General features: G+C 69.0%; 21 protein-coding genes and 1 riboswitch. Of the genes, 12 read left to right on the top strand and 9 right to left on the bottom strand.

Going from position 1 to position 24,107, the window contains the following annotated elements:
* Nucleotides 1-47: 47 nt before the first annotated feature.
* A complete protein-coding gene (locus tag NSQ78_RS02760) occupies nt 48-2,687 on the bottom strand; it encodes a TonB-dependent receptor (RefSeq protein ID WP_064237582.1) in 2,640 nt (879 codons plus the stop codon).
* Nucleotides 2,688-2,878: 191 nt separating this feature from the next.
* On the opposite strand from NSQ78_RS02760, the gene queD reads away from it, so the two are divergent.
* The gene (gene queD, locus NSQ78_RS02755; RefSeq protein WP_053462085.1) at nt 2,879-3,241 is read left to right on the top strand and encodes a 6-carboxytetrahydropterin synthase QueD; all 363 of its coding nucleotides are present in this window, start codon (nt 2,879-2,881) and stop codon (nt 3,239-3,241) included.
* A 116-nt stretch (nt 3,242-3,357) separates the two neighbouring features.
* Nucleotides 3,358-3,705, top strand: coding sequence for a phasin family protein (locus NSQ78_RS02750; protein WP_049466358.1), 348 nt, complete (start codon nt 3,358-3,360; stop codon nt 3,703-3,705).
* Nucleotides 3,706-4,701: 996 nt separating this feature from the next.
* On the opposite strand, the gene asnB is transcribed toward NSQ78_RS02750, so the two are convergent.
* The gene (asnB, locus tag NSQ78_RS02745) at nt 4,702-6,603 is read right to left on the bottom strand and encodes an asparagine synthase (glutamine-hydrolyzing) (protein WP_149901989.1); all 1,902 of its coding nucleotides are present in this window, start codon (nt 6,601-6,603) and stop codon (nt 4,702-4,704) included.
* A 349-nt stretch (nt 6,604-6,952) separates the two neighbouring features.
* Here asnB and NSQ78_RS02740 point away from each other — a divergent pair, with 349 nt between their 5' ends.
* On the top strand, nt 6,953-7,642 hold the full coding sequence (locus tag NSQ78_RS02740) for a winged helix-turn-helix domain-containing protein (RefSeq protein WP_010484092.1): 690 nt from the start codon (nt 6,953-6,955) through the stop codon (nt 7,640-7,642).
* Entirely contained in the window at nt 7,639-8,985 is a 1,347-nt protein-coding gene (locus NSQ78_RS02735; protein WP_064239601.1) for an ATP-binding protein, read from the top strand. Before NSQ78_RS02740 ends, NSQ78_RS02735 begins: the two co-directional genes overlap by 4 nt.
* On the opposite strand, the gene NSQ78_RS02730 is transcribed toward NSQ78_RS02735, so the two are convergent.
* The gene (locus tag NSQ78_RS02730) at nt 8,982-10,451 is read right to left on the bottom strand and encodes a HAMP domain-containing sensor histidine kinase (RefSeq protein ID WP_053506601.1); all 1,470 of its coding nucleotides are present in this window, start codon (nt 10,449-10,451) and stop codon (nt 8,982-8,984) included. The two genes, NSQ78_RS02735 and NSQ78_RS02730, sit on opposite strands and share 4 nt — an antisense overlap.
* Nucleotides 10,448-11,167, bottom strand: coding sequence for a response regulator transcription factor (locus NSQ78_RS02725; RefSeq protein WP_053462082.1), 720 nt, complete (start codon nt 11,165-11,167; stop codon nt 10,448-10,450). The genes NSQ78_RS02730 and NSQ78_RS02725 overlap by 4 nt, the downstream gene beginning before the upstream one ends.
* Before the next feature lie 144 nt (nt 11,168-11,311).
* Here NSQ78_RS02725 and msrB point away from each other — a divergent pair, with 144 nt between their 5' ends.
* The 4 genes from msrB to NSQ78_RS02705 all read left to right on the top strand — a co-directional run bounded on the left by msrB (nt 11,312) and on the right by NSQ78_RS02705 (nt 16,067).
* Nucleotides 11,312-11,884, top strand: a complete 573-nt coding sequence (gene msrB / locus NSQ78_RS02720; protein WP_064237581.1) for a peptide-methionine (R)-S-oxide reductase MsrB — start codon at nt 11,312-11,314, stop codon at nt 11,882-11,884.
* A 2-nt stretch (nt 11,885-11,886) separates the two neighbouring features.
* Entirely contained in the window at nt 11,887-13,656 is a 1,770-nt protein-coding gene (locus tag NSQ78_RS02715) for a cytochrome c biogenesis protein DipZ (RefSeq protein WP_064237580.1), read from the top strand.
* Between the two features lie 14 nt (nt 13,657-13,670).
* A complete protein-coding gene (gene msrA / locus NSQ78_RS02710) occupies nt 13,671-14,408 on the top strand; it encodes a peptide-methionine (S)-S-oxide reductase MsrA (RefSeq protein ID WP_064239600.1) in 738 nt (245 codons plus the stop codon).
* Between the two features lie 210 nt (nt 14,409-14,618).
* Nucleotides 14,619-16,067: a PLP-dependent aminotransferase family protein gene (locus tag NSQ78_RS02705; RefSeq protein ID WP_049465057.1), complete on the top strand. Its 1,449-nt coding sequence runs from the start codon at nt 14,619-14,621 to the stop codon at nt 16,065-16,067.
* Nucleotides 16,068-16,142: 75 nt separating this feature from the next.
* On the opposite strand, the gene bioD is transcribed toward NSQ78_RS02705, so the two are convergent.
* Nucleotides 16,143-16,826: a dethiobiotin synthase gene (gene bioD / locus NSQ78_RS02700; RefSeq protein WP_064237579.1), complete on the bottom strand. Its 684-nt coding sequence runs from the start codon at nt 16,824-16,826 to the stop codon at nt 16,143-16,145.
* Between the two features lie 68 nt (nt 16,827-16,894).
* Between bioD and NSQ78_RS02695 the strand changes: the two genes are divergently transcribed.
* Complete coding sequence (locus NSQ78_RS02695; protein WP_032959222.1) at nt 16,895-17,377, top strand: GAF domain-containing protein; 483 nt, start codon at nt 16,895-16,897, stop codon at nt 17,375-17,377.
* Nucleotides 17,374-17,736, top strand: a complete 363-nt coding sequence (locus tag NSQ78_RS02690; RefSeq protein ID WP_049410464.1) for a TfoX/Sxy family protein — start codon at nt 17,374-17,376, stop codon at nt 17,734-17,736. The genes NSQ78_RS02695 and NSQ78_RS02690 overlap by 4 nt, the downstream gene beginning before the upstream one ends.
* A 90-nt stretch (nt 17,737-17,826) precedes the next feature.
* Here NSQ78_RS02690 and NSQ78_RS02685 read toward each other — a convergent pair whose 3' ends face one another.
* Entirely contained in the window at nt 17,827-18,405 is a 579-nt protein-coding gene (locus NSQ78_RS02685; protein ID WP_049465051.1) for a histidine phosphatase family protein, read from the bottom strand.
* 142 nt (nt 18,406-18,547) lie between these two features.
* A riboswitch (cobalamin riboswitch) is annotated at nt 18,548-18,772 on the top strand.
* A gap of 114 nt (nt 18,773-18,886) precedes the next feature.
* Between NSQ78_RS02685 and btuB the strand changes: the two genes are divergently transcribed.
* On the top strand, nt 18,887-20,728 hold the full coding sequence (gene btuB / locus NSQ78_RS02680) for a TonB-dependent vitamin B12 receptor (protein WP_064237578.1): 1,842 nt from the start codon (nt 18,887-18,889) through the stop codon (nt 20,726-20,728).
* 151 nt (nt 20,729-20,879) lie between these two features.
* On the opposite strand, the gene gph is transcribed toward btuB, so the two are convergent.
* The 3 genes from gph to NSQ78_RS02665 all read right to left on the bottom strand — a co-directional run bounded on the left by gph (nt 20,880) and on the right by NSQ78_RS02665 (nt 23,324).
* Nucleotides 20,880-21,542 carry a phosphoglycolate phosphatase gene (gene gph / locus NSQ78_RS02675; protein ID WP_064237577.1) on the bottom strand — a complete coding sequence of 221 codons (663 nt, stop codon included), beginning with the start codon at nt 21,540-21,542 and terminating at the stop codon, nt 20,880-20,882.
* Between the two features lie 64 nt (nt 21,543-21,606).
* Entirely contained in the window at nt 21,607-22,398 is a 792-nt protein-coding gene (locus tag NSQ78_RS02670) for a class I SAM-dependent methyltransferase (RefSeq protein ID WP_049465045.1), read from the bottom strand.
* Nucleotides 22,395-23,324 (bottom strand): LysR family transcriptional regulator, encoded by a 930-nt coding sequence (locus NSQ78_RS02665; protein ID WP_049465043.1) that lies wholly within the window; start codon nt 23,322-23,324, stop codon nt 22,395-22,397. Before NSQ78_RS02665 ends, NSQ78_RS02670 begins: the two co-directional genes overlap by 4 nt.
* Before the next feature lie 108 nt (nt 23,325-23,432).
* Here NSQ78_RS02665 and NSQ78_RS02660 point away from each other — a divergent pair, with 108 nt between their 5' ends.
* Entirely contained in the window at nt 23,433-24,071 is a 639-nt protein-coding gene (locus NSQ78_RS02660) for an NAD(P)H-binding protein (RefSeq protein ID WP_043398852.1), read from the top strand.
* Nucleotides 24,072-24,107: the final 36 nt, after the last annotated feature.

Raw genomic sequence — 24,107 nt, 5'->3', positions numbered from 1 at the left:
ACGGTCGCGCGGCCGGCTCCCTGAAGAGTCCGGCCGCAGCGGATGGATCAGAAGCGGTAATCGAAGCCCAGCGTGAAGTAGCGGCCGCGCAGGTCGTACTGGCTGAAGTCGTAGGGCGCGCGGATGCCCGGGAACGAGGCGTCGTACGGCGGCGTCTTGTCGGCCAGGTTCTGCACCTTGGCGTACAGCGTCAGCTTGTCGATGCCGGTGTAGCCCAGGTACAGGTCGTACTGGCTGTAGCTGCCGACGCGCTGCTGCACGGCCTTGGCGGCGGTGCTGGCCTCCTGCCGGTAGCTGCTGGTGTAGTACCAGGTCACCGCGGCGTTGAAGTCGCCGTACTTCCAGTCCAGCGTGGTGGTGGCCTTGTCCTTGGGCAGGGTCGCGCCGAGGTTGCTGCCGGCGTAATCGACCAGCGGGCCGCCGACCACGGTCGGGCGACGGTAGTCGCGCACGTGGGTGTAGGCCGAGGACACGGTGAAGTCGCCCAGTGCAGCGGTCGGGATGCGCTGGCGCAGCTCGACATCGATGCCCGAGGTCTTCAGCTCGCTCAGGTTCTGGTAGCGGTTGTAGACCGCCTGCAGCTTGCCGCGCTCGTCGCGCTGCACGGCGCCGGCCACGTTGTCGTTGACCAGGGTCTGGGTGTTGTTGGTGCCGACCAGGTTGTCCAGCTGGATCCGGTAGTAGTCCACGCTGAGGTTGGTGTTGGCCCACGGCGACAGCACCACGCCGAAGTTCACGCTCTTGGTTCGCTCCGGCTTCAGTGCGTTGTTGCCGACGGTGAAGAAGGTCGGGCTCTGGCGCGAGCCCGGCACGTCCGGATCACGCGGATCGACCACGCTGCCATAGGCGATGCTGGTGCTGTTGGAGTTCTCCGACAGCGACGGCGCGCGGAAGCCCTTCGACGCCGAGGCGCGCACCAGCAGGACATCCAGCGGCTGCCAGCGCAGGCCGATCTTCGGCGAGAACGCATCGCCGAAATCGTCGTAGTGGTCGGCGCGCGCGGCGGCCGACAGCTCCAGCGTCGAGGCCAGCGGCACATTCACTTCGGCGTAGGCGGCAGTGACCTGGCGCTGGCCATGCACCTCGGCGATGGCCGGGCGCACCTGCAGGCCGGCATCGATCTGCCACGGGTTGTTGGAATCGAGCTTCTCGCGGCGCCATTCGGCACCGGCCGCGAAGCCGATCTCACCCGCCCAGGTGTGGCCCAGGCTGCCGGAGATCTTCGCGTCGACGCCCTGCAGTTTGGATTCGGCCGGGCGCAGCGTGGCGATGTTGATCGAATCACGCACCGACTGCGGCGTGGCCGCCGGGTTCAACAGGTTGTAGCTGCCCGTGGCCAGCGCATCGGCCAGCGCCCAGCGATTGGCAAAGCCGCCGGACACGCTCTCTCGCTCGCTGCTGCGTGCACCGAACGCGGCCACTTCCCAGTCCCAGTTTGCGGCGGTGCCGCGCAGGCCGAACACACCGCGGTAGGCCGTGGAGCGGTTGGTCTTGATGGTGCCACCGAGGTCGAAGAAGGTGTATTCGATCGGAATCGCGCGGCCGTACGGGTTGTACGGGTTGTTGGCCGGCAGCAGCGACGACACCGGCTCGGCCAGGCCGCTGTTGGCGTTCAACGCGAAGCGGCCGCTTTCCAGGGTAAAGAACGGGCTGCTGCCGAACCAGGCGGCGCTCTTGATCTGGCTGTACAGCACTTCGCCAAAGGCCTCGACGTTGTCGTTCAGGCGGAAGGTGCCGTTGGCATAGGCCTGGTAGCGCTTGGTCGAGGGAATCAGCGTGGTGAACGGCGCCTGGTTGAAGCCGCAGGTATCACCGGACAGGCCATCGATCGGCGCGCTGGCAACGCGGGTGGTGCCGGCCGGGCAGTTGCCGTTGGCATCGAGCATCGGCACCGACACGCCGTTGACCAGGTAGCGCGCGCCCTTGGCCGACCAGCCGTTCCAGCGGCCACCGGGCTTGTCGGTGTAGATGCCGCTCTTGGTCAGATTGCGTTCGTCCTGGTCCAGGCGCTCGCGGTTGTAGCCCTGCAGGCTGAAGAGGATGTTGTAGCCGTCGGTGTCCAGATCACCGAGGCCACCGACGAACTTCAGGTTCTGCTCGTGCAGGCCGCCCTGGTCGGCACCGCCGAAGCTGCCGCCGATCTCGGCGCCTTCGAAGTTCTGCCGGGTGATGATGTTGACCACGCCGGCCACGGCGTCGGAACCGTACACCGCGGAGGCGCCGTCCTTGAGCACTTCGATGCGCTCGACCGCGACCAGCGGCAGCGCGTTGAGATCGACGAAGGTGTCGGACAGGCCACCGGCCGGGAAACCGTAGTTGGCCAGGCGACGGCCGTTGAGCAGCACCAGCGTGTTCTTCTGCGACAGGCCACGCAGGCCGATGCCGGCCGAGCCGGACGCCCAGCCGTTGTTGGTGGTTTCGTTGGCAGCGTTGCCGGTATTGGCCGAGATCGAGCGCAGCATGTCGGCCACGGTGGCCTTGCCGGTCTGTTCCAGCTGCTGGCGGCCGATCACCTGCACCGGGTTGGAGGCCTCGGTGTCGGTGCGCTTGATGTTGGAACCGGTGACGCGCACGGCGGCCAGGGTATTGGCGTCGCCAACGGCGTCGGCGGAGGTTTCGGCGGCGGCGGACAAAGGCGCGGCCAGAGCGACGGCCAGGGCCGCCACGAGCAGGGTGTGCTTGGGCATGACGATGTGGGGGAGGTGGTAAGGGCGACGAAGTTCCGCAGTAGTCCATGCCTGGCCGGGCCCGGCCAATAACATCTCTTCATACGGATATAAGGGAAGCTATCATCTCTTCATCCGGATGAAAAGAATTTATTCACGAAAGACCGGGGCACACCCGGGCTGCCCGGCAGCCCGCGGCGTACAATCGCGTCATGGAAATCTTCAAAGTCTTCATGCTCGAGGCGGCGCACCGCCTCCCCAACGTGCCGCCGGGGCACAAGTGCGCGCGCCTGCACGGCCACTCGTTCCGGGTGGAACTGAAGGTCGAGGGCGAACCCGGTGCGCAGACCGGCTGGATCATGGACTTCGGCGACGTGAAGGCGGCTTTCCAGCCGATCTACGACCGCCTGGACCATCACTACCTCAACGACATCCCCGGCCTGGAGAACCCGACCAGCGAGAACCTGGCGGTGTGGATCTGGAACGAACTCAAACCCAGCCTGCCGGCGCTGAGCGAGATCACCGTGCACGAAACCTGCACGTCCGGCTGTCGCTACCGCGGGCCCACCCGCTGATCAACTCACTGATCTGAAAGGGTTTTCAAAGGCGCCTCGGGCGCCTTTGTAATTTTTGTTGCATTGCCGCATCAACGGCGTATGCTGCATTGCATCAAGCCACTCCCTGATGCCCCATGGCCGCCGCCTTCAGCGATCGCTTCAGTGATGCCACCCGCCAGCTCGCCGCCGCCGCAACGCGGGCGAATCGGTTGGCGTTGGAGAACGCAGAAAGCGTGTTCGGCGTGCAGCTGAAGGTGATGGAGCGCAACCTGACCGCGACCGGCGGCTGGCTCGGCGAACTGGCCCGCGGCGAGGATGCGGCCGGGACGCTCTCCAGAGGTGCACAGCTGTGGCAGGACAACCTGCAGCGACTGGGGCAGGCACAGCAGGACGTGGTCGGTCTCGGCCTGCAGGCCAGCAAGGCCTGGTCCGAACTGGTGCAGGGCTACAACGAATCAACGGCGGACGCGAACAACCACTGACGCGACGCAACGCTCATTGCGTGGGTCCCTCCCCCCACGCAATCCGGACCCGGCAGATCCCTCCCTCTGCCGGGTCTTTTTTTGCCTGGCGTCCGGATTCCGGAGTGCGTCTTCGTCCGATGTCTCTGCGAACTGAGGGGCCCCGCCGGGACAGGCAGGGGCCTGGGCAAATGTCCCCCGGCGCCGGCCGTTGGCCGTCACCTCCTCCTTTACTTTGCCCAAACCCCTGCCCGCCCCGACGAGGCTCGGCGTGCGGTGAGGAGAGCGCAGCACGCGCGGCCGCCCTTCAAGGAAGCGCCGACGAACTCCGAACGCAGGGCGGATGCCCTTGCGTACGAAGTAAAGGGGGAGGTGACGGCCAACGGCCGGCGCCGGAGGACATTCGTACGCAAGGGCCTCCGTCCGGCGCCGCGCAGAATGCATCCGCCACACGCGTGTCTTCGTCCGACGTCTCTGCGGCTGAAGGGCCCCGCCGGGACAGGCAGGGGCCTGGGCAAATGTCCCCCGGCGCCGGCCGTTGGCCGTCACCTCCTCCTTTACTTTGCCCAAACCCCTGCCCGCCCCGACGAGGCTCGGCATGCGGTGAGGAGAGCGCAGCACGCGCGGCCGCCCTTCAAGGAAGCGCCGACGAACTCCGAACGCCGGGCGGATGCCCTTGCGTACGAAGTAAAGGGGGAGGTGACGGCCAACGGCCGGCGCCGGAGGACATTCGTACGCAAGGGCATCCGTCCGGCGCCGCGCAGAGTGCATCCGCCACACGCGTGTCTTCAACCGACGTCTCTGCGGCTGAAGGGCCCCGACAAGGCTCGGTGTGCGGTGAGGAGAGCGCAGCACGCGCAGCCGCCTTTCAAGGAAGCGCCGACGAACTCCGAACGCAGGGCGGATGCCCTTGCGTACGAAGTAAAGGGGGAGGCGACGGCCAACGGCCGGCGCCGGAGGACATTCGTACGCAAGGGCATCCGTCCGGCGCCACGCAGAACAATCCGCGAAGGAGCCTCAGCGCCCGCGACCACCATGCCAATGCTGGTGCCACGCCTGGAACATCAACACGTTCCACAAGTGCGTGTGCCACTTGCGCTCGCCGCGCAGGAACGCCTCCCAGATGCCGCGCACGCGCACCGCATCGAAGCAGCCCTGGTTGCGCAGCAGCTGCGGGTCCAGCAGTGCCTCCGCCCAGTCACGCAACGGCCCCGCCAGCCAGCGCGCCATCGGCGGGCCGAAGCCGCGCTTGGGGCGATACACCAGCGGTTCCGGCAGATAGCGCGCCAGCAGGTGCTTGAGGATCCGCTTGTGTTCCCCATCGTGGTACTTCAGGTGCTGCGGCAGGCGCCACGCCAGGCGCACGACCTCCATGTCCAGTAGTGGCGCACGGGTCTCGACACCCGCCGCCATGCCCGCACGGTCGACCTTGGCCAGGATGCCCTCGGCCAGGTCCATGCGGAAATCCAGCAGCTGGATGCGCGCCTCGGCCGGCAGCGCCGTGTCCTGCTGCTGGAAGATCGTCAGCGGCTCACGCGCACCCAGCACGACCTGGGCCGGCTGTCGCCAGCGGGTCACCCGCTGCAGGTAATGCCCCTCCACATCGTTGGCAGCGACCTCGGCCACCAGCGCACGCCAGCCACCGAGGCGACCGCGCTCGGCGTTCAAGCGATTGCCGCTGCGCCGCGCGAGGTCGCGTACCCAGTCCGGCAGGCCGCCGCACAGGCGCGCATTGCGCAGCGCGCGGCCATAGCTGGGGTGGCCGAAGAACAGCTCATCGCCACCGTCACCGGTCAGCGCGACCGGCTTGCGCGCCCCCAGCAGTTCACTGGCCAGCAACGTCGGCAGCTGTGAAGCGTCGGCAAAGGGTTCGCACCAGACCTGCGGCAGGCGCTGCAGCAGGTCCAGGCCCTGGCGCGCATCCATGCGGTGCAGGTGGTGCTGCACCCCCAGGTGACGCGCGACCTGCGACGCCCAGTCGCTCTCGTCATGCCCCGGATCGTCGAAACCGACGGTCCAGGCCTCGATCGGCAGGGTCGATTGCGCCTGCATCATCGCCGTCACCAGCGAAGAGTCGGTGCCGCCGGACAGGAACGCGCCACAAGCCAGTGGCGAGTGCATGCGCGCCGCGATCGCCTTCTGCAGTGCTGCTTCCAGCTGGTCGGTGGCCTGTTCCAGGCTCGGCGCCGGCTGCAGCGGCTGCTGCAGCGCGCTCTGCATCGCGTCGCGCGCGCACCAGTAACGCGCGCCACCCTGCGCGGCATGGCTGGAGCGACCTGTGGTGTGGTCACTGAGATCGATGCGCAGCATCGCGCCGGCCACCAGCTTGTGGATGCCGCGGTAGATGGTATGCGGTGCCGGCACGTAGTCATGGCGCAGCAACAGGCTCAGCGCGTCCTGATCGATGCTCGGCGCGAAACCGGCGAAGGCCTGCAGCGCCTTCAACTCCGAGGCGAACAGGAACTGGCCCTGGTACCAGCCGTAATACAGCGGCCGCTCGCCCACCGGATCACGGGCCAGCCACAGCACGCGCGCCTCCCGGTCCCAGACGCTGAAGCCGAAGGCGCCCTCGATGCGCGACAGCGCCCGCTGCACGCCCCATTCGACGATCGCCTGCAGCAGCAGCCGCGCATCGCTGCAACTACGTGGCAGGTCGCGCAACTGCGCCTGCAGGTCACCGCGGTTGTACAGGCGGCCGTCCAGGCACAGCACGTAGCGACCGCAGTCCGAGCTGAGCGGCTGCAACGGCGTATCGGCCGGCGCCCGGCAGTGGCCCAGCGCGAGGCCGGCCTCGGCGTCGGTCCAGTAGCCGATGCGGCCACGGCCACGCTGCTGCAGGGCACGCAGCATCGGTGCCAGCTGCTGCAGCAGCTGCTCGTCCTCGGCGGGCGGCAGCCAGGCCCCGACCACGCCGCTCATCGGGCGCCTCGGCAGTGGCAGCGGCGGGGTGGGTTGAACAGGCAGCGGGCGGCGGGCGACATGAGGACGGCACGCGGAGCGGAGGAGACTCCATGCTCGGCCGCAAGCCCCGCTGCGTCAGTCGCTTTGCTGTCAGCGATCGTCACCAGCCGTATCACGAAGGTAACGTTTTGTAACAGCGGCAGGCTATGCTGAGCGGCAAGTCGTTGCCGGGACTGAGAACCGGCCGGAGCGCCAGCAACCCCGGCTGAATGGCGCCCGCCCCCGGGACCCGGGCGGCCCGACGGCTGGGATAGCATCGCCGCGCTCGTGCCGTGGCGGTACGTTTGCGTCCACGGAGGCCTTGGAAATGCTGGATATCGTACTGGTCGAAGACGATGCCCGCCTGGGAACGATGGTCAGTGACTACCTGCAGCGGCATGGCTACCAGGTCGCCCATGAACGCAGCGGCGAGCGGGCAGTGGCCCGGATCCTGGCCGAAAAGCCGGCGCTGGTGCTGCTCGATGTCGGCCTGCCCGACCAGGATGGTTTCGAAGTGTGTCGGCAGATCCGGCCCCACTATGACGGCATCATCTGCGTGCTGACCGCCCGCACCGACAACATCGACCAGGTGCTGGGCCTGGAACTGGGGGCCGACGATTACATCGGCAAACCGATCGAGCCTCGGGTGCTGCTGGCCCGGTTGCGTGCCCACCTGCGCCGCCACCGCCGGGTCGAGCCGCGTGACGGCAGCCTGCGCTTCGGCGAGCTGAACATCGACCCTTCCACCCGCAACGTGCACCTGCAGGGCGGCCTGCTGGAGCTGACCACGGCCGAGTTCGACCTGCTGTTCCTGCTGGCCAGCAACGCCGGCCAGATCCTCGACCGCGATGCGCTGCTGCGCGGCCTGCGCGGGATCGCCTTCGACGGCCTGGACCGCTCGATCGATGCCCGCATCTCGCGCCTGCGCCGCAAGCTGGGCGACAACCCCGAGCAACCGGAACGGATCAAGACCGTCCGCGGCCGCGGCTACCTGTTCAGCCGCTCGGCATGGGGATGACGCGCACGCCGTCGGCGATGCGCGGCCACGCCTTCCACTTCCTGCGCTACGGCATCGGCTTCCTGCTCGCCCACCTGTTGCTGATCGTGCTGGGCCTGTGGGCCTGGGATGCCCTGCTGGAAGATCGCACCGAAGCGGGCCTGCAGGCCGAGATGCGCGGCACGCACGCGCTGCTGCAGCATCGCTTCGCCGAAACCCCGCGTGAGCAATGGCCGGCGCTGGCCCGCGAACTCGACGCTGATTTCGCCTATGCCCTGCGCCTGGTGCCGCTGGCCGAGGCGGCGAAGGCGCTGCCGGCCAGCCAGCGCCCTCCGTTCAACAACGGCCGCGTGCAGATCGACCTGGAGCACATGCGCAGCCTGCAGCGCATCGGTGACAGCGACTACGCGGTGATGCTGGGGCCGCTGGACGAAGCACTGCCCGATGAGGGGTGGCAGGACAGCGAAGTGTCCGGCGTGGCGATCCTGCTGCTGATCCTGATGGTGGCGGTGGCGCTGCCGATGTACGTGATGGTCTACCGGCTGTGGCGCGACGTATCGCAGCTGGCCCAGGCGGCGCGGCGCATGCGCGACGGCCAGCTGGACACGCGTGCGCCGCGCGCCGGCACCGCACTGGTGCGGCCGCTGGCCAATGCCTTCAACCACATGGCCGAGCAGCTGCAGCAACTGCTGGAAAGCCAGCGGGTGCTGGCCCAGGCGGTGGCGCACGAGGTGCGCACGCCGCTGGCACGGATGCGTTTCGGCCTGGCCGAGCTGGAAGACAGCGCACTTGACGACGTGCAGCGCGATGCGCTGGGCGGCCTGCGCACCGACGTTGACCGGCTGCAGCACCTGACCGATGCAGGCGTGGAGTACGCCGCACTGGGCCGCTGCCATCAGCTGACCCGCCAGCGCCTGCAGCTGGCGGCACTGGTGCGTGGCGTGGTCGCCCAGTTCGCACCGTTGCCGATGCCGGTGCAGCAGGCGCTGTCGCCGGTGGGTCTGGTCAACGTCAACCGGCACATGCTGGAACTGGCGCTGCGCAACCTGCTCGGCAATGCCCTGCGGTACGCGCGGCGGCAGATCCGCATTGCCAGCACCGTCAACGACGCCTGGCTGTGCGTACAGGTGGAGGACGACGGCTCCGGCATCGCACCGGAGCTCCGCGGCCAGGTGCTGCAACCCTACGTGCGGCTGGACCCGGGCAGTCCCGGGTTCGGCCTCGGCCTGGCACTGGTGCAGGTGGTGGCCGACAAGCACGGTGGCCACGTCGAGGTGACCGATTCGGAGCTGGGTGGGGCCTGCATCCGCCTGCACCTGCCATTGGAGAGCGGCGGCAGCGCAGAGGGCGAAGCGGCCTGCTAGGCCGCCGGTTCCGCGCGCGGCAAGGCAAACACGAACAGCGCGCCGCGCGCACTGTCACGCAGTTCGATGCGCCGGCCATGCAGCTGCACGATGCGCTGCACGATCAACAGGCCCAATCCGCCGTTCTCGCCGCGCCGGGCACCCAGCGCGGCCGGTGCCTGGAACAGCTGCGTGCGCAGTGCCGGCGCCACCCCGGGGCCGTCATCGGCCACGCTCACCTCCACGCTGTCATCGGTTGCGCGCAGGCGCACCTCGATCTGCCCGCCCTCGGGTGCATGCCGCAGCGCGTTGTCGAGCAGGTTGGTCAACACCCGCTCGACCAGGCCAAGGTCGGCGCGCACCGGCGGCAGGCCGGGCGGGAATGCCGCGTGCAGTTGCTGGCCACGCGCCTGCGCCGCCAGTTCGAACTTCTGCAGCACGTCCTGCAGCAGCTCCGGCAGTGCGAACACCTCCCACTCCAGCCGCACTTCGCCATGCTCCAGCCGCGCCAGCTCGAACAGCGCGCGCGCCAGCCGGCCGACCTTGGCACTCTGTGCCAGGGCGATGCCGAGATAACGGCGCCGCTCGTCCGGCGACAGCGTGGCATCCTTCAATGCCAGCGTTTCCAGGTAGCCGTGCAGCGATGACAACGGCGTGCGCAGGTCGTGCGAGATGTTGGCCACCAGCTCGCGGCGCTGCAGGTCCTGCTGGCGCAGCTGCTGCCACTGCTCGCCCAGCCGCTGCGCCATCTGCGCATGCGCATGTTCGAGGATCACCAGTTCATCGCGCTCACCCGGGCGCAGCGGCTCCGCCGGCGGCAGTGGCGTGGGTGCATCGATGTCGAAGGCCTGGATGCGCCGGGTCAGCCGCCGCAGCGGGCGTGTCACCCAGTAGAACGCCACCAGCCCGGCCAGCAGGCCGAGGCCACCAACGAGTGCCACCGACCACAGCGTGGTGTTCCACTGGCTGCCGGCGGCGAGGTCGTCGGCCAGCATCTGCCGGTGCTCGCCCACCAGCACCACGTACACATAACCGGCCTGGCGGCCCTGAACGATCAACGGTGCAGCACTGAACACCTTGCGGCCATCGGCGCTGCGCGGGTCATCGCCGAGGATCGGCAACGGTGCTCCCGCCAGCAGGCGGCGCAGCGGCGCCACGTCCACCCGGGTGCGCACCAGGTGCCCACTGGGCGCATCGTGGCCAAGGATGCGGCCCTGGTCGTCCAGCAGGTAGACCTCGACGCTGGGGTTGACCGCCATCAGCTGGCCGAACAGCGCGCGCACCGCGGCATCGCGCATGCCGCTGGTATCCATCAGCTCGCTGCGCTGGGCGATATGTTCGGCCAGGCCCAGCGACAGCCGCTGCACGACTTCCTGCTCGTGGCGGGTGTTGGCCCGCATCTGCAGCGCCAGCAGCGCCATGCAGCACGCCAGCATCAGCGCAGCGGTCACCACCGCCAGCTTCTGCCACAGGTTCGGCTTGATCATGCGGCCGCCCCGGCCGGGTCGACCAGCTTGTAGCCACGGCCCCACACCGTCAGCAACCGCCGCGGGTTGGCCGGGTCGGGCTCGATCTTGCTGCGCAGGCGATTGATATGGGTGTTGACCGTGTGCTCGTAGCCGTCGTGCTGGTAGCCCCAGACCTGGTTGAGCAGCTCCATGCGCGCGAACACCTGGTCTGGGTGACGGGCGAAGAACAGCAGCAGGTCGAATTCGCGCGGGGTCAGCTCCAGCGTGTTGCCATCGACCGAGGCGGTGCGCGCGACCGGGTCCAGCTGCAACCCGCCCAGCTCGATCGCACCGGCATCGATGCGCGCGCTCTGTGCCATCGCCTCGGCGCGGCGCAACAGCGCACGCACCCGCGCCACCAGCTCCGGCATCGAGAACGGCTTGGCCAGATAATCGTCCGCGCCCAGCTCCAGGCCGACGATGCGCTGCGTTTCGCTGCCCCGCGCGCTGATGATGATGATCGGCACGTAACGCGCCATCGCGCGTGCACGCTGGCAGACCTGCAGGCCATCCACGCCGGGCAGCATCACGTCCAGCACCAGTGCGTCCCACGGGCCGTCCTGCTCCAGCAGGCGCAGGCCGGCGTCGCCGCTGGCGGCATGGGCGACCTCGTAGCCTTCATCGCCCAAGTGCATGCGCAGCAGGTCGGCGATGTGGGCATCGTCTTCAACGATCAGCACGCGTTTGGTCGACATCGGCAACTCGGGGCCAGCGGGGAGGCTGGCTGCATTGTGGCGCGGGACGGCCGCCGATACCTCACGAAAAATTGAATCCTGCGTGAGGATTCGTTGACCCGGGCGGGCGCAGCATGGCCCCGTCGCCCCTTCCCGGAGTCCGCCATGTCCCTGTCCCGCCGCCATCTGCTGGGCCTGGGCGGTGTTGCCACCGCCGCCGGCCTGCTCGGCCTGGGGGCCTGCAGCCGCGCCGCCACGGCCGCCGCCGAAGCGCGTCCGTCGCGACAGTTCGAGGTCATGCACAGCGATGCCGAGTGGCGCCAGCGCCTGACCCCAGCGCAGTACGCGGTGCTGCGCCAGCAGGCGACCGAGCGCCCCTACAGCAGCCCGCTCAACAAGGAACACCGGCAGGGCACCTTCGCCTGCGCCGGCTGCGCGCTGCCGCTGTTCTCCTCGTCCACCAAATTCGAGAGCGGCACCGGCTGGCCCAGCTTCTGGGCACCGCTGCACAACGCCATCGGCGAAGACCGCGACGTGACCTTCGGGATGCTGAGGGTGGAAGTGCACTGCCGCCGCTGCGGTGGCCACCTGGGCCACGTGTTCAACGACGGCCCGCGCCCGACCGGGCTGCGCTACTGCATGAACGGTGCGGCGATGGTGTTCGTTCCCGGCGCCACGGATGGCACCGCCGACGGCTGGCGGGTGCCGGTCGGTTCTTCTCCTGTTTCCGGAGCCTGACCATGCTGCTGTTGCTGCTTGCCTACCTGGGGGGCGCGCTGACCCTGCTCAGCCCGTGCATCCTGCCGGTGCTGCCGTTCGTGTTCGCGCGTGCCGACCGACCGTTCCTGCGCAGCACGCTGCCGCTGCTGCTGGGCATGGCGCTCACCTTCACCGTGGTTGCCAGCCTGGCCGCGGTGGGCAGCCAGTGGGTGGCGCAGGCCAACCAGGTCGGACGCTGGATCGCCCTGCTGCTGATGGCGCTGTTCGCGCTGGCGCTGCTGTGGCCGCGACTGGCCGACCACCTGCTGGCACCGTTCCAGCGCGTGGGCGCCCGCCTGAGCGCGCGTGCCGATGCCGCCGACGCGGCGGGACGGGGCGGTGCATGGACATCGCTGCTGATCGGCATCGCCACCGGCCTGCTGTGGGCGCCCTGCGCGGGGCCGATCCTTGGCCTGGTGCTGACCGGTGCCGCCCTGCATGGCGCCAGCGTGGGGACCAGCACCCTGCTGCTGGCGTATGCGCTGGGCGCGATCACTGCGCTGGCGCTGGCGGTGTGGGTCGGCGGCCGCGTGTTCCGTGCGCTGCAGGCGCGGCTTGGCCTCGGCGATGCGCTGCGCAAGGGGCTGGGCGTGGCCGCCCTGCTGGCGGTGGTGGCGATCGGCCTGGGCTGGGATACCGGCCTGCTGACCCGTCTTTCCACGGTCAGCACCGCCCGCATCGAGCAGGGCCTGCTGGATGCGGTACCCGGCGCGCAGCCGTCGGCACCGCCGATGATGATGATGGCCGGTGCCAACGCCGCTGCCGATGCACCGCTGCCGGTGGAAGGCACCCTGCCCGCGCTGGACGGTGCCACCGGCTGGCTCAACAGCCCCCCGCTGGCAGCCCAGCAGCTGCGCGGCAAGGTCGTGCTGATCGATTTCTGGACCTACTCCTGCATCAACTGCCTGCGCGCGATGCCGTTCGTGCACGAATGGGAGCGCCGCTACCGCGACCACGGCCTGGTGGTGATCGGCGTGCACACGCCGGAGTTCGCCTTCGAGCGTGACCCGCGCAACGTGATGAAGGCGGTGCAGCAGCTGAAGGTTGAGTACCCGGTGGCGCTGGACAACCAGTACACGATCTGGCGCGCGTTCAACAACCGCTACTGGCCGGCGCAGTACTTCGTCGACGCACAGGGCAACATCCGCGGCCACCAGTTCGGTGAAGGCAACTACGCGCGCTCGGAACAGATGATCCGTCGCCTGCTGGCCGACGCCGGGCAGACGAACCTGCCGCCGCCCGCCGATCCCGCTGCCGCCGAGCTGAAGGGCGTGGCCGCGCAGGCCGACATGAGCAACCTGCGTTCGCCGGAAACCTACCTGGGCCACGCCCGTGCCGAGCAGTTCGCCTCGCCCGGCGGGCAGCGCAGCGACGCCGCGTTCGACTACACGCTGCCGGCCAGCCTGGCGTTGAACCAGTGGGGACTGTCCGGGCGCTGGACCATCACCGACGAAGCCGCGCAGCTGCAGCAGGCCGGCGGCCGCATCGCCTTCCAGTTCCATGCCCGCGACCTGCACCTGGTGCTGGCACCGGGCCAGGAAGGAACGCCGGTGCGCTTCCGCGTCTGGCTGGATGGCAAGCCGCTGCCCGCCGCCGACGCCGGCAGTGATGTCGGTGCCGATGGCAGTGGCATGGTCGACGAGCACCGCCTGTACCAGCTGGTGCGCCAGCGCGGCACGGTCGGCCCGCACCGCTTCGAGATCGAGTTCCTCGATGCGGGCGTGCAGGCCTATGCCTTCACCTTCGGTTGAACCGGGAGGACATGATGAAACTCTCCTTTGAACAGGGCATCGCCGCCGGTGTGGCCGGCCTGGTGGCCACGGCCTTGATTGCCGGCGTGCTGCTGGTCGACCACGGCGCGGCTGCGGCACCGGTCGAAGCCAGCGCGCAGATCCAGGCACTGCCGGCCCCCACCGGCGATGCGGCGTTCCGCGATGACGCGACCCACGCCAGCGTGGTGTTCGCCGGTGGTTGCTTCTGGGGCGTGCAGGGCGTGTTCCAGCACGTCAAGGGCGTGAGCAACGCGGTCTCCGGCTATATCGGTGGCAGTGCGGCCAATGCGCGTTATGAGCACGTCAGCGGTGGCCAGACCGGCCATGCCGAAGCAGTGAAGATCGACTACGACCCGCGCCAGGTCAGCTACGGGCAGCTGATGCAGGTGTTCTTCTCGGTCGCGCACGACCCGACCCAGCTCAACCGCCAGGGGCCCGACCACGGCAGCCAGTACCGCTCGGCGATCTTCAGCGATGACGCCCGCCAGCAGGCCGCCAGCCGCGCCTACATCGCCCAGCTCGACCAGGCCGGCAGCTACCGCGCACCGATCGTCACCCAGCTGGTCAGCGGCCAGCGCTTCTACCCGGCCGAGAGTTACCACCAGAACTACATGACCAGCTACCCGCAGGCGGCCTACATCCGCTACTACGACGCACCGAAGCTGGCGGCCCTGGCCAAGCAGTTCCCGGCGCTGTACCGGCGCGAGGCGGTGCTGGTGCCGATGCGGTAGCGAGCTGGTTAGCGCCGGCCGCTGGCCGGCAACCGCACTGTTCCGGATCCAGGGATTGCCGGCCAGCGGCCGGCACTACCCAAAAAAAGACGCACGGCCATCCAGCCGTGCGCTTGGAAAATACCGGCCACGCCCCGATCAGGCCCGGCCGACGACGACATGCTAGGCTCGCCATCATCACGGGTACAGCACCAGATGGCGGGAACTTCGATGGATACAGATGACCAGGCCACGATGATTCCTCCCCGCTACCAGCGGCTGTCCGATGAACTGGCCGAGGCCATCCATGGCGGGCGTCTTCCGGTCGGCAGCCGCCTGCCCTCGCTGCGGCAGATGGCCTCGCAGCGCAGGCTCAGCCTGAACACCGTGATTGCCGCCTACCGCCAGCTGGAAGATGCCGGCCTGGTGATTCCGCGGCCCAAGGCCGGCTTCGAGGTGGCGCCGCGGTTGTCGGTACCGGAACGGTCACTGCGCGATGTGCCCTCGGCCCCGACCGCACCGCTGCAGCAGGTACTCATGGCGCGGGTGCTGGAGGCACAGCGCCGCCCGGGCGTGGTCGACCTGGCCTTCGCCGGCCCGCGCGGTCGGCAGTTCTACCCGGGCGCGCAGCTGGCCCGTCACACCGCGCAGGTGCTGCGCCATGGCCAGCAGACGGTGGAGACCTACGCGCGCCCGAACGGCTCGCCACGCCTGCTGGCGCAGATCGTGCGGCGTGGCCCGCGCATGGGGCTGCATACCCACAGCGAGCGCCTGCTGTTGACCCATGGTGCGATGGAGGCCCTGCAGCTGGCCCTGCGCGCGGTGACCGAACCGGGCGACGCGGTGGGCATCGAGGCGCCCTCCTACTTCAACCTGTACCCGTTGCTGGCCAACCTCGGCCTGCAGGCCATCGAGCTGCCCACCCATCCGCAGCACGGCCTGGAGGTCGATGCGCTGGAGGCGATGCTGGAGCACACGCCGCTGGCCGCACTGGTGGTGATGCCCACCGTGCACAATCCGCTGGGCTGTACCATGCCGACCGCCGCCAAGCAGCGCCTGGCCGAGCTGGTCAATGCACGCCAGCTGCCGCTGATCGAGGATGCGGTGTATGCCGAGCTGCAGTTCTGCGAGCCACCGGCCCCGTTGCTGAAAGCCTTCGATCGCGACGGCTGGGTGATGGTCGTGGGAGGCTTTTCCAAGACACTGGCGCCGGATTACCGCATCGGCTGGCTGGATGGCGGCCGCTTCGCCGAACGCATCGCGCTGCTGAAATTCCAGTCCACCGGCGGCGAGCCGCAACTGCTCGGCGATGCGGTCGCGGCGTATCTGGAGGCGGGCAGCTACGAGCACCACCTGCACCGCATGCGCCGGCTGTACCGCGAACAGGTGGGACGGCTGCGCCAGCTGGTGGCCGAACACTTCCCGGCCGGTACCCGCGCGACCGAACCGCAGGGCGGCTTCCTGCTCTGGCTGGAACTGCCGGGCGTGGACACGCGCGAGCTGTTCGAGCGAGCGCTGCAGGAGGACATCGTGTTCATGCCCGGCCAGGTGTACTCGCGCGGTGCGCGCTATCGCCACTGCCTGCGCCTGTCATGCTGCCAGACGCTGGATGCGCGCTTCACCGGTGCGGTGGAGCGGCTGGGTGCGATCGCACGGGAGCTGGCGGCTGCAGCACGGTAGTGCTGGCCGCTGGCCGGCACCATCGGGATCACCGGGTGGATGCAGTTGCCGGCCAGCGGCCGGCACTACCCAGGATCAATCGAGCAAGTGCGCGCTCAGCGCTTCGCCGTCGGCCCCCGGCAGATGGGGCAGCCGTCCCCAGCACGGCATCGGCAGCCGCTGCCGCAGCGTGGCGATGTTCTCGTCCTGGCGCTGCATGGCCGGGTCGATGTGGTTGCCGATCCAGCCCAGGCACTCCACGCCACTGGCCTGCAGCGACTGCGCGGTCAGGCGCGCATGGTTCACGCAGCCCAGCCGCATGCCCACCACCAGCAGCACCGGCAACTGCAGTGCTCGCACCAGGTCGAGCTGGTCCAGCGTGGCCGAGACCGGTGCCAGCCACCCACCGACGCCCTCCACCACCACGATGTCGGCCTGCGCGCGCAGTCGCGCGAACGCGGCCACGATCGGCGCCAGTTGCACCTGCACGCCGTCCTCGGCAGCGGCCAGCTCCGGTGCCAGCGGCTGCCGCAGCGCATACGGGTTCAGATCGGCATAGTCCGGCACCGGCCAGCTGGCCGCCTGCAGGGCCAACGCGTCCTCGTTGCGCAGGCCCTGCCCCAGGTCTTCGCTGCCACTGGCCACCGGCTTCATGCCCACCGCGCGCAGGCCGCGCCGGCGCAGCGCATGCAGCAGCGCGGTGCTGGCCGCGGTCTTGCCGATTTCGGTGTCGGTGCCGGTGATGAACAGGGCGGGCGGCAGCGTAGCGGGCAACGGCATCGATGGGCTCCAACAGGGCAACAGAGCGTGCATTATCGCCGGCCCGGCGCGCTTGCTAGACTGCGGGCATGTTCGCCAATGCCTCGCTCACCGGCAGCAAGCCGGAACAATACGCCCAGCTGCTGGAACAGGCCCGTGGCCTGGTCTACGCCGAGTCCGACCGCATCGCCAACGCGGCCAACCTCTCCGCACTGGTCTACCACGCCCTGCCAGACCTGAACTGGGTGGGCTTCTACCTGTACGACGGCAAGGAACTGGTGGTCGGCCCGTTCCAGGGCCTGCCGGCCTGCGTGCGCATCCCGCTGGACAAGGGCGTGTGCGGTGCCGCCGCCAGCCAGCGCGTGACCCAGCGCGTGGACGACGTCGATGCCTTCCCCGGCCACATCGCCTGCGATTCGGCCTCGCGCTCGGAACTGGTGGTTCCGCTGCTGCGCGGTGATGAACTGATCGGCGTGTTCGACATCGACAGCCCGAAGATCGGCCGCTTCGACGCCGATGACCAGGCCGGCCTGGAAGCCATCGCCCGGGTATTTGTCGAGGCGCTGGGATGAGCGCACCCAAGCTGCGCAACATCGGCCCCAAGAGCGCGGCATGGCTGCGCCAGGTCGGCCTGCGCAGCCGCGAGGATCTGGTCGCGATCGGTGCGGTGGGCGCCTTCGTCAAGGTCAAGCGCGCCGGCTTCAAGCCCAGCCTGAACCTGCTGTACTCGCTGGAAGGCGCGTTGCTGGACTGCCACTGGCAGGAACTCAGCGAGCCGCAGCGTGAGGCGCTGGTGCAGGATTACGAAGCACGCATCGCCGCGCATCCGCTGAAGGCGGCCGGCCCCGCCTCGGGCCCGGTGCACGAACAGCGCTTCGATGCGGACGATGACGCTGAAGACAGCGTTGCCGAGGGTGCGGACGAGGATTGATAGCACCGGTAGTGCCGGCCGCTGGCCGGCAACTGCATGGTCTTTCAACGTTCCTCGGGCTGGCGGCCAGCGGCCGGCACTAGCGAGGGGTTACGGCTGCTGCAGTTCCAGCAGCTCGCCTGCCAGCCCGGCTTCGCCACGTTCCAGCCATACCCGCAGGCGCGTGCCGTGGTCGATGCGCAGCGCCCAGCACAGCGACATCGGCAGGCCGCAGACCTGCGACAGCACCATGCGCAGCGGGCCACCATGGCTAACCACCAGCGTCGGCACCGGATCATCCTCGTCCAGCAGGCGGTCGAGCGCGCGCGCGATGCGCCGCTCGAAGTGGCCCCAGCTTTCGCCGTTCGGCGGTGGGAACGCATGCGGATCGGCGTGGAAGGCAGCGAGTGCATCCTCCGGCAGGTCGAACAGCGACTGCCCGTCCCAATCGCCGAAATCCAGCTCTTCCCATTCCTCGTCTGCTTCCACGTCCAGCCCGCGCGGGGTGGCCAGGGCCATCGCCGTGTGCAGCGAGCGCAGCCGCGGCGAACTGATCACCCGCTCCCAGGGCTGCGCGGCGTAGGCATCGACCAGTTCCTGCGGCAGGCGGGCCAGCTGCGGTGGATCGCTGCGGCCATCGAGGAACTCATCGCGACCGTTGCCGGCATGGCGGACCAGGTCGAGGATCATGCGCGCGTCCTGTACAGGCAACGCGGGAACAGCGGAAAACAGGCGGACATCGGCAACGGCACCACGGGATCAAGAGGCCATTCTAAAGGCATGGCAAAGGCAGTCGAGCAAGCGCGGCGCTACGGGCCGCCTGCGATGCCGTAGACTGCGCGCACTTCCAGGTGACCTGCGGCCACGGCCGGCAGGTTGAAACGGGAAGCCGGTGACGCGTGATTCCACGCCATGCCGGCGCTGCCCCCGCAACGGTAAGCACGTCAGTTCCAGGCAACAACGCCACTGTGCCCTGTGCATGGGAAGGCGCCTGGACGGTGGCCCCCCGGCCACCCGGCGGCAAGCCCGGAGACCGGCCCGGAAGCCTCAGGTCGCGATGCGGTGGGCATGGCGCTGGATGACCGCAGCCTGCGCTGCGGCGTCGGCGCATGCCTGCCTTCGCGGCTCCTCCCCTTCGCCACGCGGGCGTGCGTGGCACCTGGAGTTCCCCATGAAGCTGCAGTCCCGAATGCTGTCCCTGGCCGTGCTGGCCGCCCTGCCCGCGCTGGTCCAGGCCGCCGATGACACCACCGCGCTCGACCAGATCCTGGTCACCGCCACCCGCACCCCGATCGCCCTGCAGGACAGCATTGCGCCGGCGCAGGTGATCGACCGCGCCCAGATCGAATCCAGCCAGGCCACTTCACTGCAGGAACTGCTGCGCGGCCGCGCCGGCATCAACCTGACCAATGCCGGCGGGCTGGGCAAGCAGAGCTCGCTGTTCCTGCGCGGCACCAACTCGGGCCACACCGTGGTGCTGGTCGATGGCGTGCGCATCAACAGCGCCGACCTCGGCCTGGCGATGTACCAGGACCTGCCGCTGGCGCAGATCGAGCGCGTGGAGATCGTGCGTGGCCCGCAGTCCAGCCTGTACGGTGCCGACGCCATCGGCGGCGTGATCCAGATCTTCACCCGCCGTAACCCGGGCGACTTCGCACCGCACTTCCAGCTCGGCGGTGGCAGCAACGGCCTGCGCGAGGCCAGCGGCGGCATCGGCGGCGGTACCGAGCGCGGCTGGTTCGGCGCCGACATCGCCTACCAGCATTCCGATGGCATCGATGCCTGCCGCGGCTCGGCAACGCTGTTCACCGGTTGCTTTGCCGACGAACATGACCGCGACGGCTACCGCAACCTGTCCAAGAGCCTGCGCGGCGGCTACACCTTCAACGACCAGTGGAGCGTGGAAGGCAGCGCACTGCGTGCCGACGGCAGGAACCACTACGACGGTTACTACAACTACTCGGAAACCCGTCAGCAGGTGCTGGCCGGCAAGGTGCGCTACACCCCGTCCGAGCGCCTGGCATTGACCGCCAATGTCGGCCGCAGCGACAACGAGTCGGACAACGTCGGCGACTTCGGTGCGCATGGCAGTGCGCAGACCCACCGCGACAGCGCCTCGCTGCAGGGTGACATCGGCTTGGCCGAGGGCCAGCTGCTGAGCACCGGTGTGGACTGGAGCCAGGACAACCTGGATGGCAGCAGTGCCGGCTATCTGGTCGACAGCCGTCGCAACACCGGCGTGTTCGTGCAGTACCAGGGCCGCTTCGGTCGCCACCAGCTGCAGGCCAGTGCGCGCAACGACGACAACCAGCAGTTCGGCAACCATGCCACCGGCAGTGTCGGCTGGGCGATGGAACTGGGCCACGGCCTGCGCGTCAATGCCAGCTACGGCACCGCGTTCAAGGCGCCGACCTTCAGCGACCTGTACGACCCGTGGAGCGGCGTGCCGACGTTGAAGCCGGAGAAGTCCAAGAGTGCCAACCTGGGGGTTTCGCAGCAGGGCCAGGGCTGGCATTGGGGCCTGGATGTGTACGAGACCCGCATCGATGACCTGATCACCTACGATGCGTCGACGTTCAGGATGCAGCAGGTGGAGAAGGCGCGCATCCGCGGCGCCGAACTGACCGGTGGCATGCTGCTGGCCGGCTTCGACCTCAACGCGCAGCTGAGCTACACCGACCCGCGCAACCGCACCCGCGGCAGCAGCCAGTTCGACAACTGGCTGCCGCGTCGTGCACAGCAGACTGCGCGCCTGGACATCGATCGCCGCTTCGGGGACTTCCGTGCCGGCCTGACCGTGCAGGGTGCGGGCAAGCGCTATGACGACGCCTCGAATGCGGTGAAGGTGGGCGGCTACGGTACGCTGGACCTGCGCGCCGAGTACGCGTTGACGCCGGAGTGGTCGCTGCTGGCGCGCGCTGCCAACGTGTTCGACCGCCGCTATGAAACAGTGGCGTGGTTCAACCAGCCCGGTCGCGAATACCAGCTGAGCGTGCGTTACCAGCCGAAATGACCGCGACGGTCATGGTGGTGCCGGCCAGCGGGCGGCAACATCATGACCTTCGGCGAAGTCCTCGGGGTTGCCGGCCAGCGGCCGGCACTACCCGTTGCGTTGGCCCTGGGTTGCCGGCCAGCGGCCGGCACTACCTGTTGCGTTGGCTGGGTTACCGGCCTGCGGCCAACCCCGGCAACTCACGCAGGTCGTCGATCACTGCCACCGCATCCGCGCTGGCCAGATCCAGGCCGCGCGGGTAGCCGTAGCGCACCAGCGCGATCGGCATGCCGGCCTCTTCGGCGGCGCGGTAGTCGGTCAACGAATCTCCCACCATCAGGCAGGCGTCCACCGGCAGCGCGAAATGCGCAGCGATGTGCCGCAGCGGTTCGCCACTGGGCTTGCGCTGCGGCAGCGAATCGCCCCCCAGTACCAGCGCGAACGCATCACCAATGCCCAGGTGCTGCAGCAGGGGCGGCACCAGTGCTTCGGGCTTGTTGGTGCAGATCGCCAGTGGCACGTCGCGCGCGCGCAGCTGCGCCAGTGCGTCGGCCACGCCATCGAACAGGCGCGGGCTGCGCAGCAGGCACTCGCGGTAGTGCACCATGAAGACCGGCATCACCTCGGCCAGGTCGACCTCACGACCGGCGGCGTGCACGGCCTGTTCGACCAGGCGGCGCACGCCGTCGCCGATCCAGCCGAGCACGGTGGCTTCCGGCACGCGTGCCATGCCGATGTCTTCCAGCGTGCGGTTCAGTGCTTCGGCGATATCAGCTGCGCTGTCGACCAGCGTGCCATCAAGGTCGAACACGACCAGCGGATAGGGATACGACAAGGGACGGCACCTGCACGACGTGGGGCCGCCCATTGTACGCCGCTGGTTTCTGCGCCGATCCGCCTCAGCCGATCCGGCGCGCGCGGGTGGCCAGGAACGTGGGCAGGTAGCGGTCGATCAGGAAGCGCGGCTGTGGCTGCCAGTCTTCCATGAAGCGATCGATGACGAACCCCGCATCCAGCTGGCCGCCGATCAGTTCGGTCAGGCTGTGGCCAAAGGTCAGCGCATCGCCGCGGGCGAGTTTCGCCTCACGTTCGGCGGCGGGCAGGTCTTCCAGGTCCGAATAGGGAATGGCGTACTGCGGCCGGATCAGGCCCTGCGCATCGAGCTGCGGATCGCGCGCACCGACGAACAGCACCGGGTTGTAGAAGCTGGCCATCAACATGCCATCGCGCGCGAGCACGCGCCGGCATTCGGTCCAGACCGGGCGCACGTCGGGCACGTACAGATTGGAAATGGGGTGGAACACCACATCGAAGCTGTCATTGGCAAATACGTGCAGGTCGCGCATGTCGCCCTGCACCGTGCGCAGCCGCAGGCCGTCGCGCGCCGCCACGCTGCGGTCCTGTTCCAGCTGCCCGTCGGACAGGTCGAACACGGTGACGTCGGCCCCGGCCGCCGCCAGCACCGGTGCCTGCTGGCCACCGCCCGAGGCCAGGCACAGCACCCGGCGGCCGCGCACATCGCCCAGCCAGTCCAGCGGCAGGGCGCGGGGCGTCAGGTGCACCTGCCAACGCCCTTCGCGCGCGGCGGCAATCGTTGAACTCTCCACCGGGCGCGACCATTCGCGCACTTCGCTGGCCTGGCGGTCCCAGGCAGCACGGTTGTGGTCGATCAAGGCCTGTCCATGGTTCATGTGTTCTCCTTGCCCGGTGGGCGCCAATCCAGATCCTGGAAGGCCGGGCTGGCGAAGCACTCGGCCAGGTAGTCCAGGAATCGCCGCATGATAGCGGGCTGCTGGCGGCGTGATGCGTACACGGCATGAATACCGAGTTCGTCCAGACTGAACGCAGGCAGCAGTTCGATCAGTTCACCGCTGCGCAGCAACGGTGCCACCTGGTAGGTCGGCAGCATGGCGATGCCGGCACCGGCCCGCACCGCCTCCAGCAGCAGCGACGCCTCATTGGCACTGATGTTGCCGCCCACTGCCACCGACAGCGAACGGCCATCGCGGTGCAGCTGCCACAGGCTCTTGCCGACGTAATGGTGGGTCAGGCAGTTGTGCGCGGCCAGGTGCTCGGGGGCGGTGGGCGTGCCGCGTGCCTGCAGGTACGACGGTGTTGCGCACAGTACCGAGCGGCAGGTGGCCAACCGCCGCGCGATCAGGCTGGGGTCGATCTGGCGCGCGATGCGCACCGCCAGGTCCACCCGCTCCTCCACCAAGTTCACCATGCGGTCGACCAGCAGCAGCTCGATGCGCGCGGCAGGATGGCGCGCAACAAAGCCGGCAACGGCCCGTGCCAGGTGGCTCTGCCCGAACGACACGCTGGCGGTGACCCGCAGCGTGCCGTGTGGCTCGGGATCGTCGCTGGCCAGCTCGCCCTGCAGTTCCTCGCCGATCGCCAGCATCTGGCGGAAGCGCGCCAGCGCCGCCTCGCCCGGGCCGGTCAGGCTGACCCGGCGCGTGGTCCGGTGCAGCAGGCGCGCGCCCAGCCAGGCCTCGACCTCGGCCAGGTAGCGGCTGACCATCGCCCGCGACATGTCCAGCACCTCGGCGGCCGCGGTCAGGCTGCCACGCTCGGCCACTTCGACGAACACGGTCATGGCGGTCAATCGGTCCATATGCTCGATCCATGCAACAAACAAGCGCGTTATACGCTGTTTTTCGGCCGACTGCAGGGGCCTAGAGTGGCCCCATTCCCACCCCACACCGCCCCACGGAGTCCTGCCATGAAGATCGCCCTCGTTGGTTCCACCGGCAACATCGGCCGCCAGATCGCCCGCCACGCGCTGGCCCGCGGCCACGAACTCACCGTCATCGTGCGCAGCGCGCAGGACCTCCCGGCTGAACTGGCCGGTGCGCATCCAGTGGTCGCCTCGCTGGACGACCTGGATGCGCTGGTCGCCGCCATTGCCGGCCACGACGTGCTGGCCAGTGCCTACGGCCCGCGCCCCGGCGATGACATCGGCCGTGTGGGCGAGGTCGCCGCGCAGCTGGCCGCCGCCGCACGCAAGGCCGGCGTGCCGCGCCTGGTGGTGGTCGGTGGTGCCGGCAGCCTGGAAGTCGCGCCCGGCGTGCAGCTGGTCGATACCCCCGACTTCCCGGAGGCCTACAAGCCGTACGCGCTGGCCCACCGCGAGGCGTTCAACCGCCTGCAGGCGGTGGACGACCTGGACTGGACCTTCTTCTCGCCGGCCGCCGAAATCGGCCCGGGCGAAGAACGCGGCCAGTACCGCGTGCAGCCCAAGGCCTTCCTCGCCGATGCCAGCGGCCACAGCCGCATCAGCTACGCCGACTACGGTGCAGCGTTCGTCGCCGAGCTGGAAGCACACCAGTACCCGAAGCAGATCATCACGGCCGCGTATTGATCCACGCACGTCCCTTGTAGAGCAGAGCCCGCGCTC

Source organism: Stenotrophomonas sp. FSL W7-1447, assembly GCF_037966425.1.
GTDB lineage: Bacteria > Pseudomonadota > Gammaproteobacteria > Xanthomonadales > Xanthomonadaceae > Stenotrophomonas > Stenotrophomonas pavanii.
This window is presented reverse-complemented; position numbering and strand designations above follow the sequence as displayed.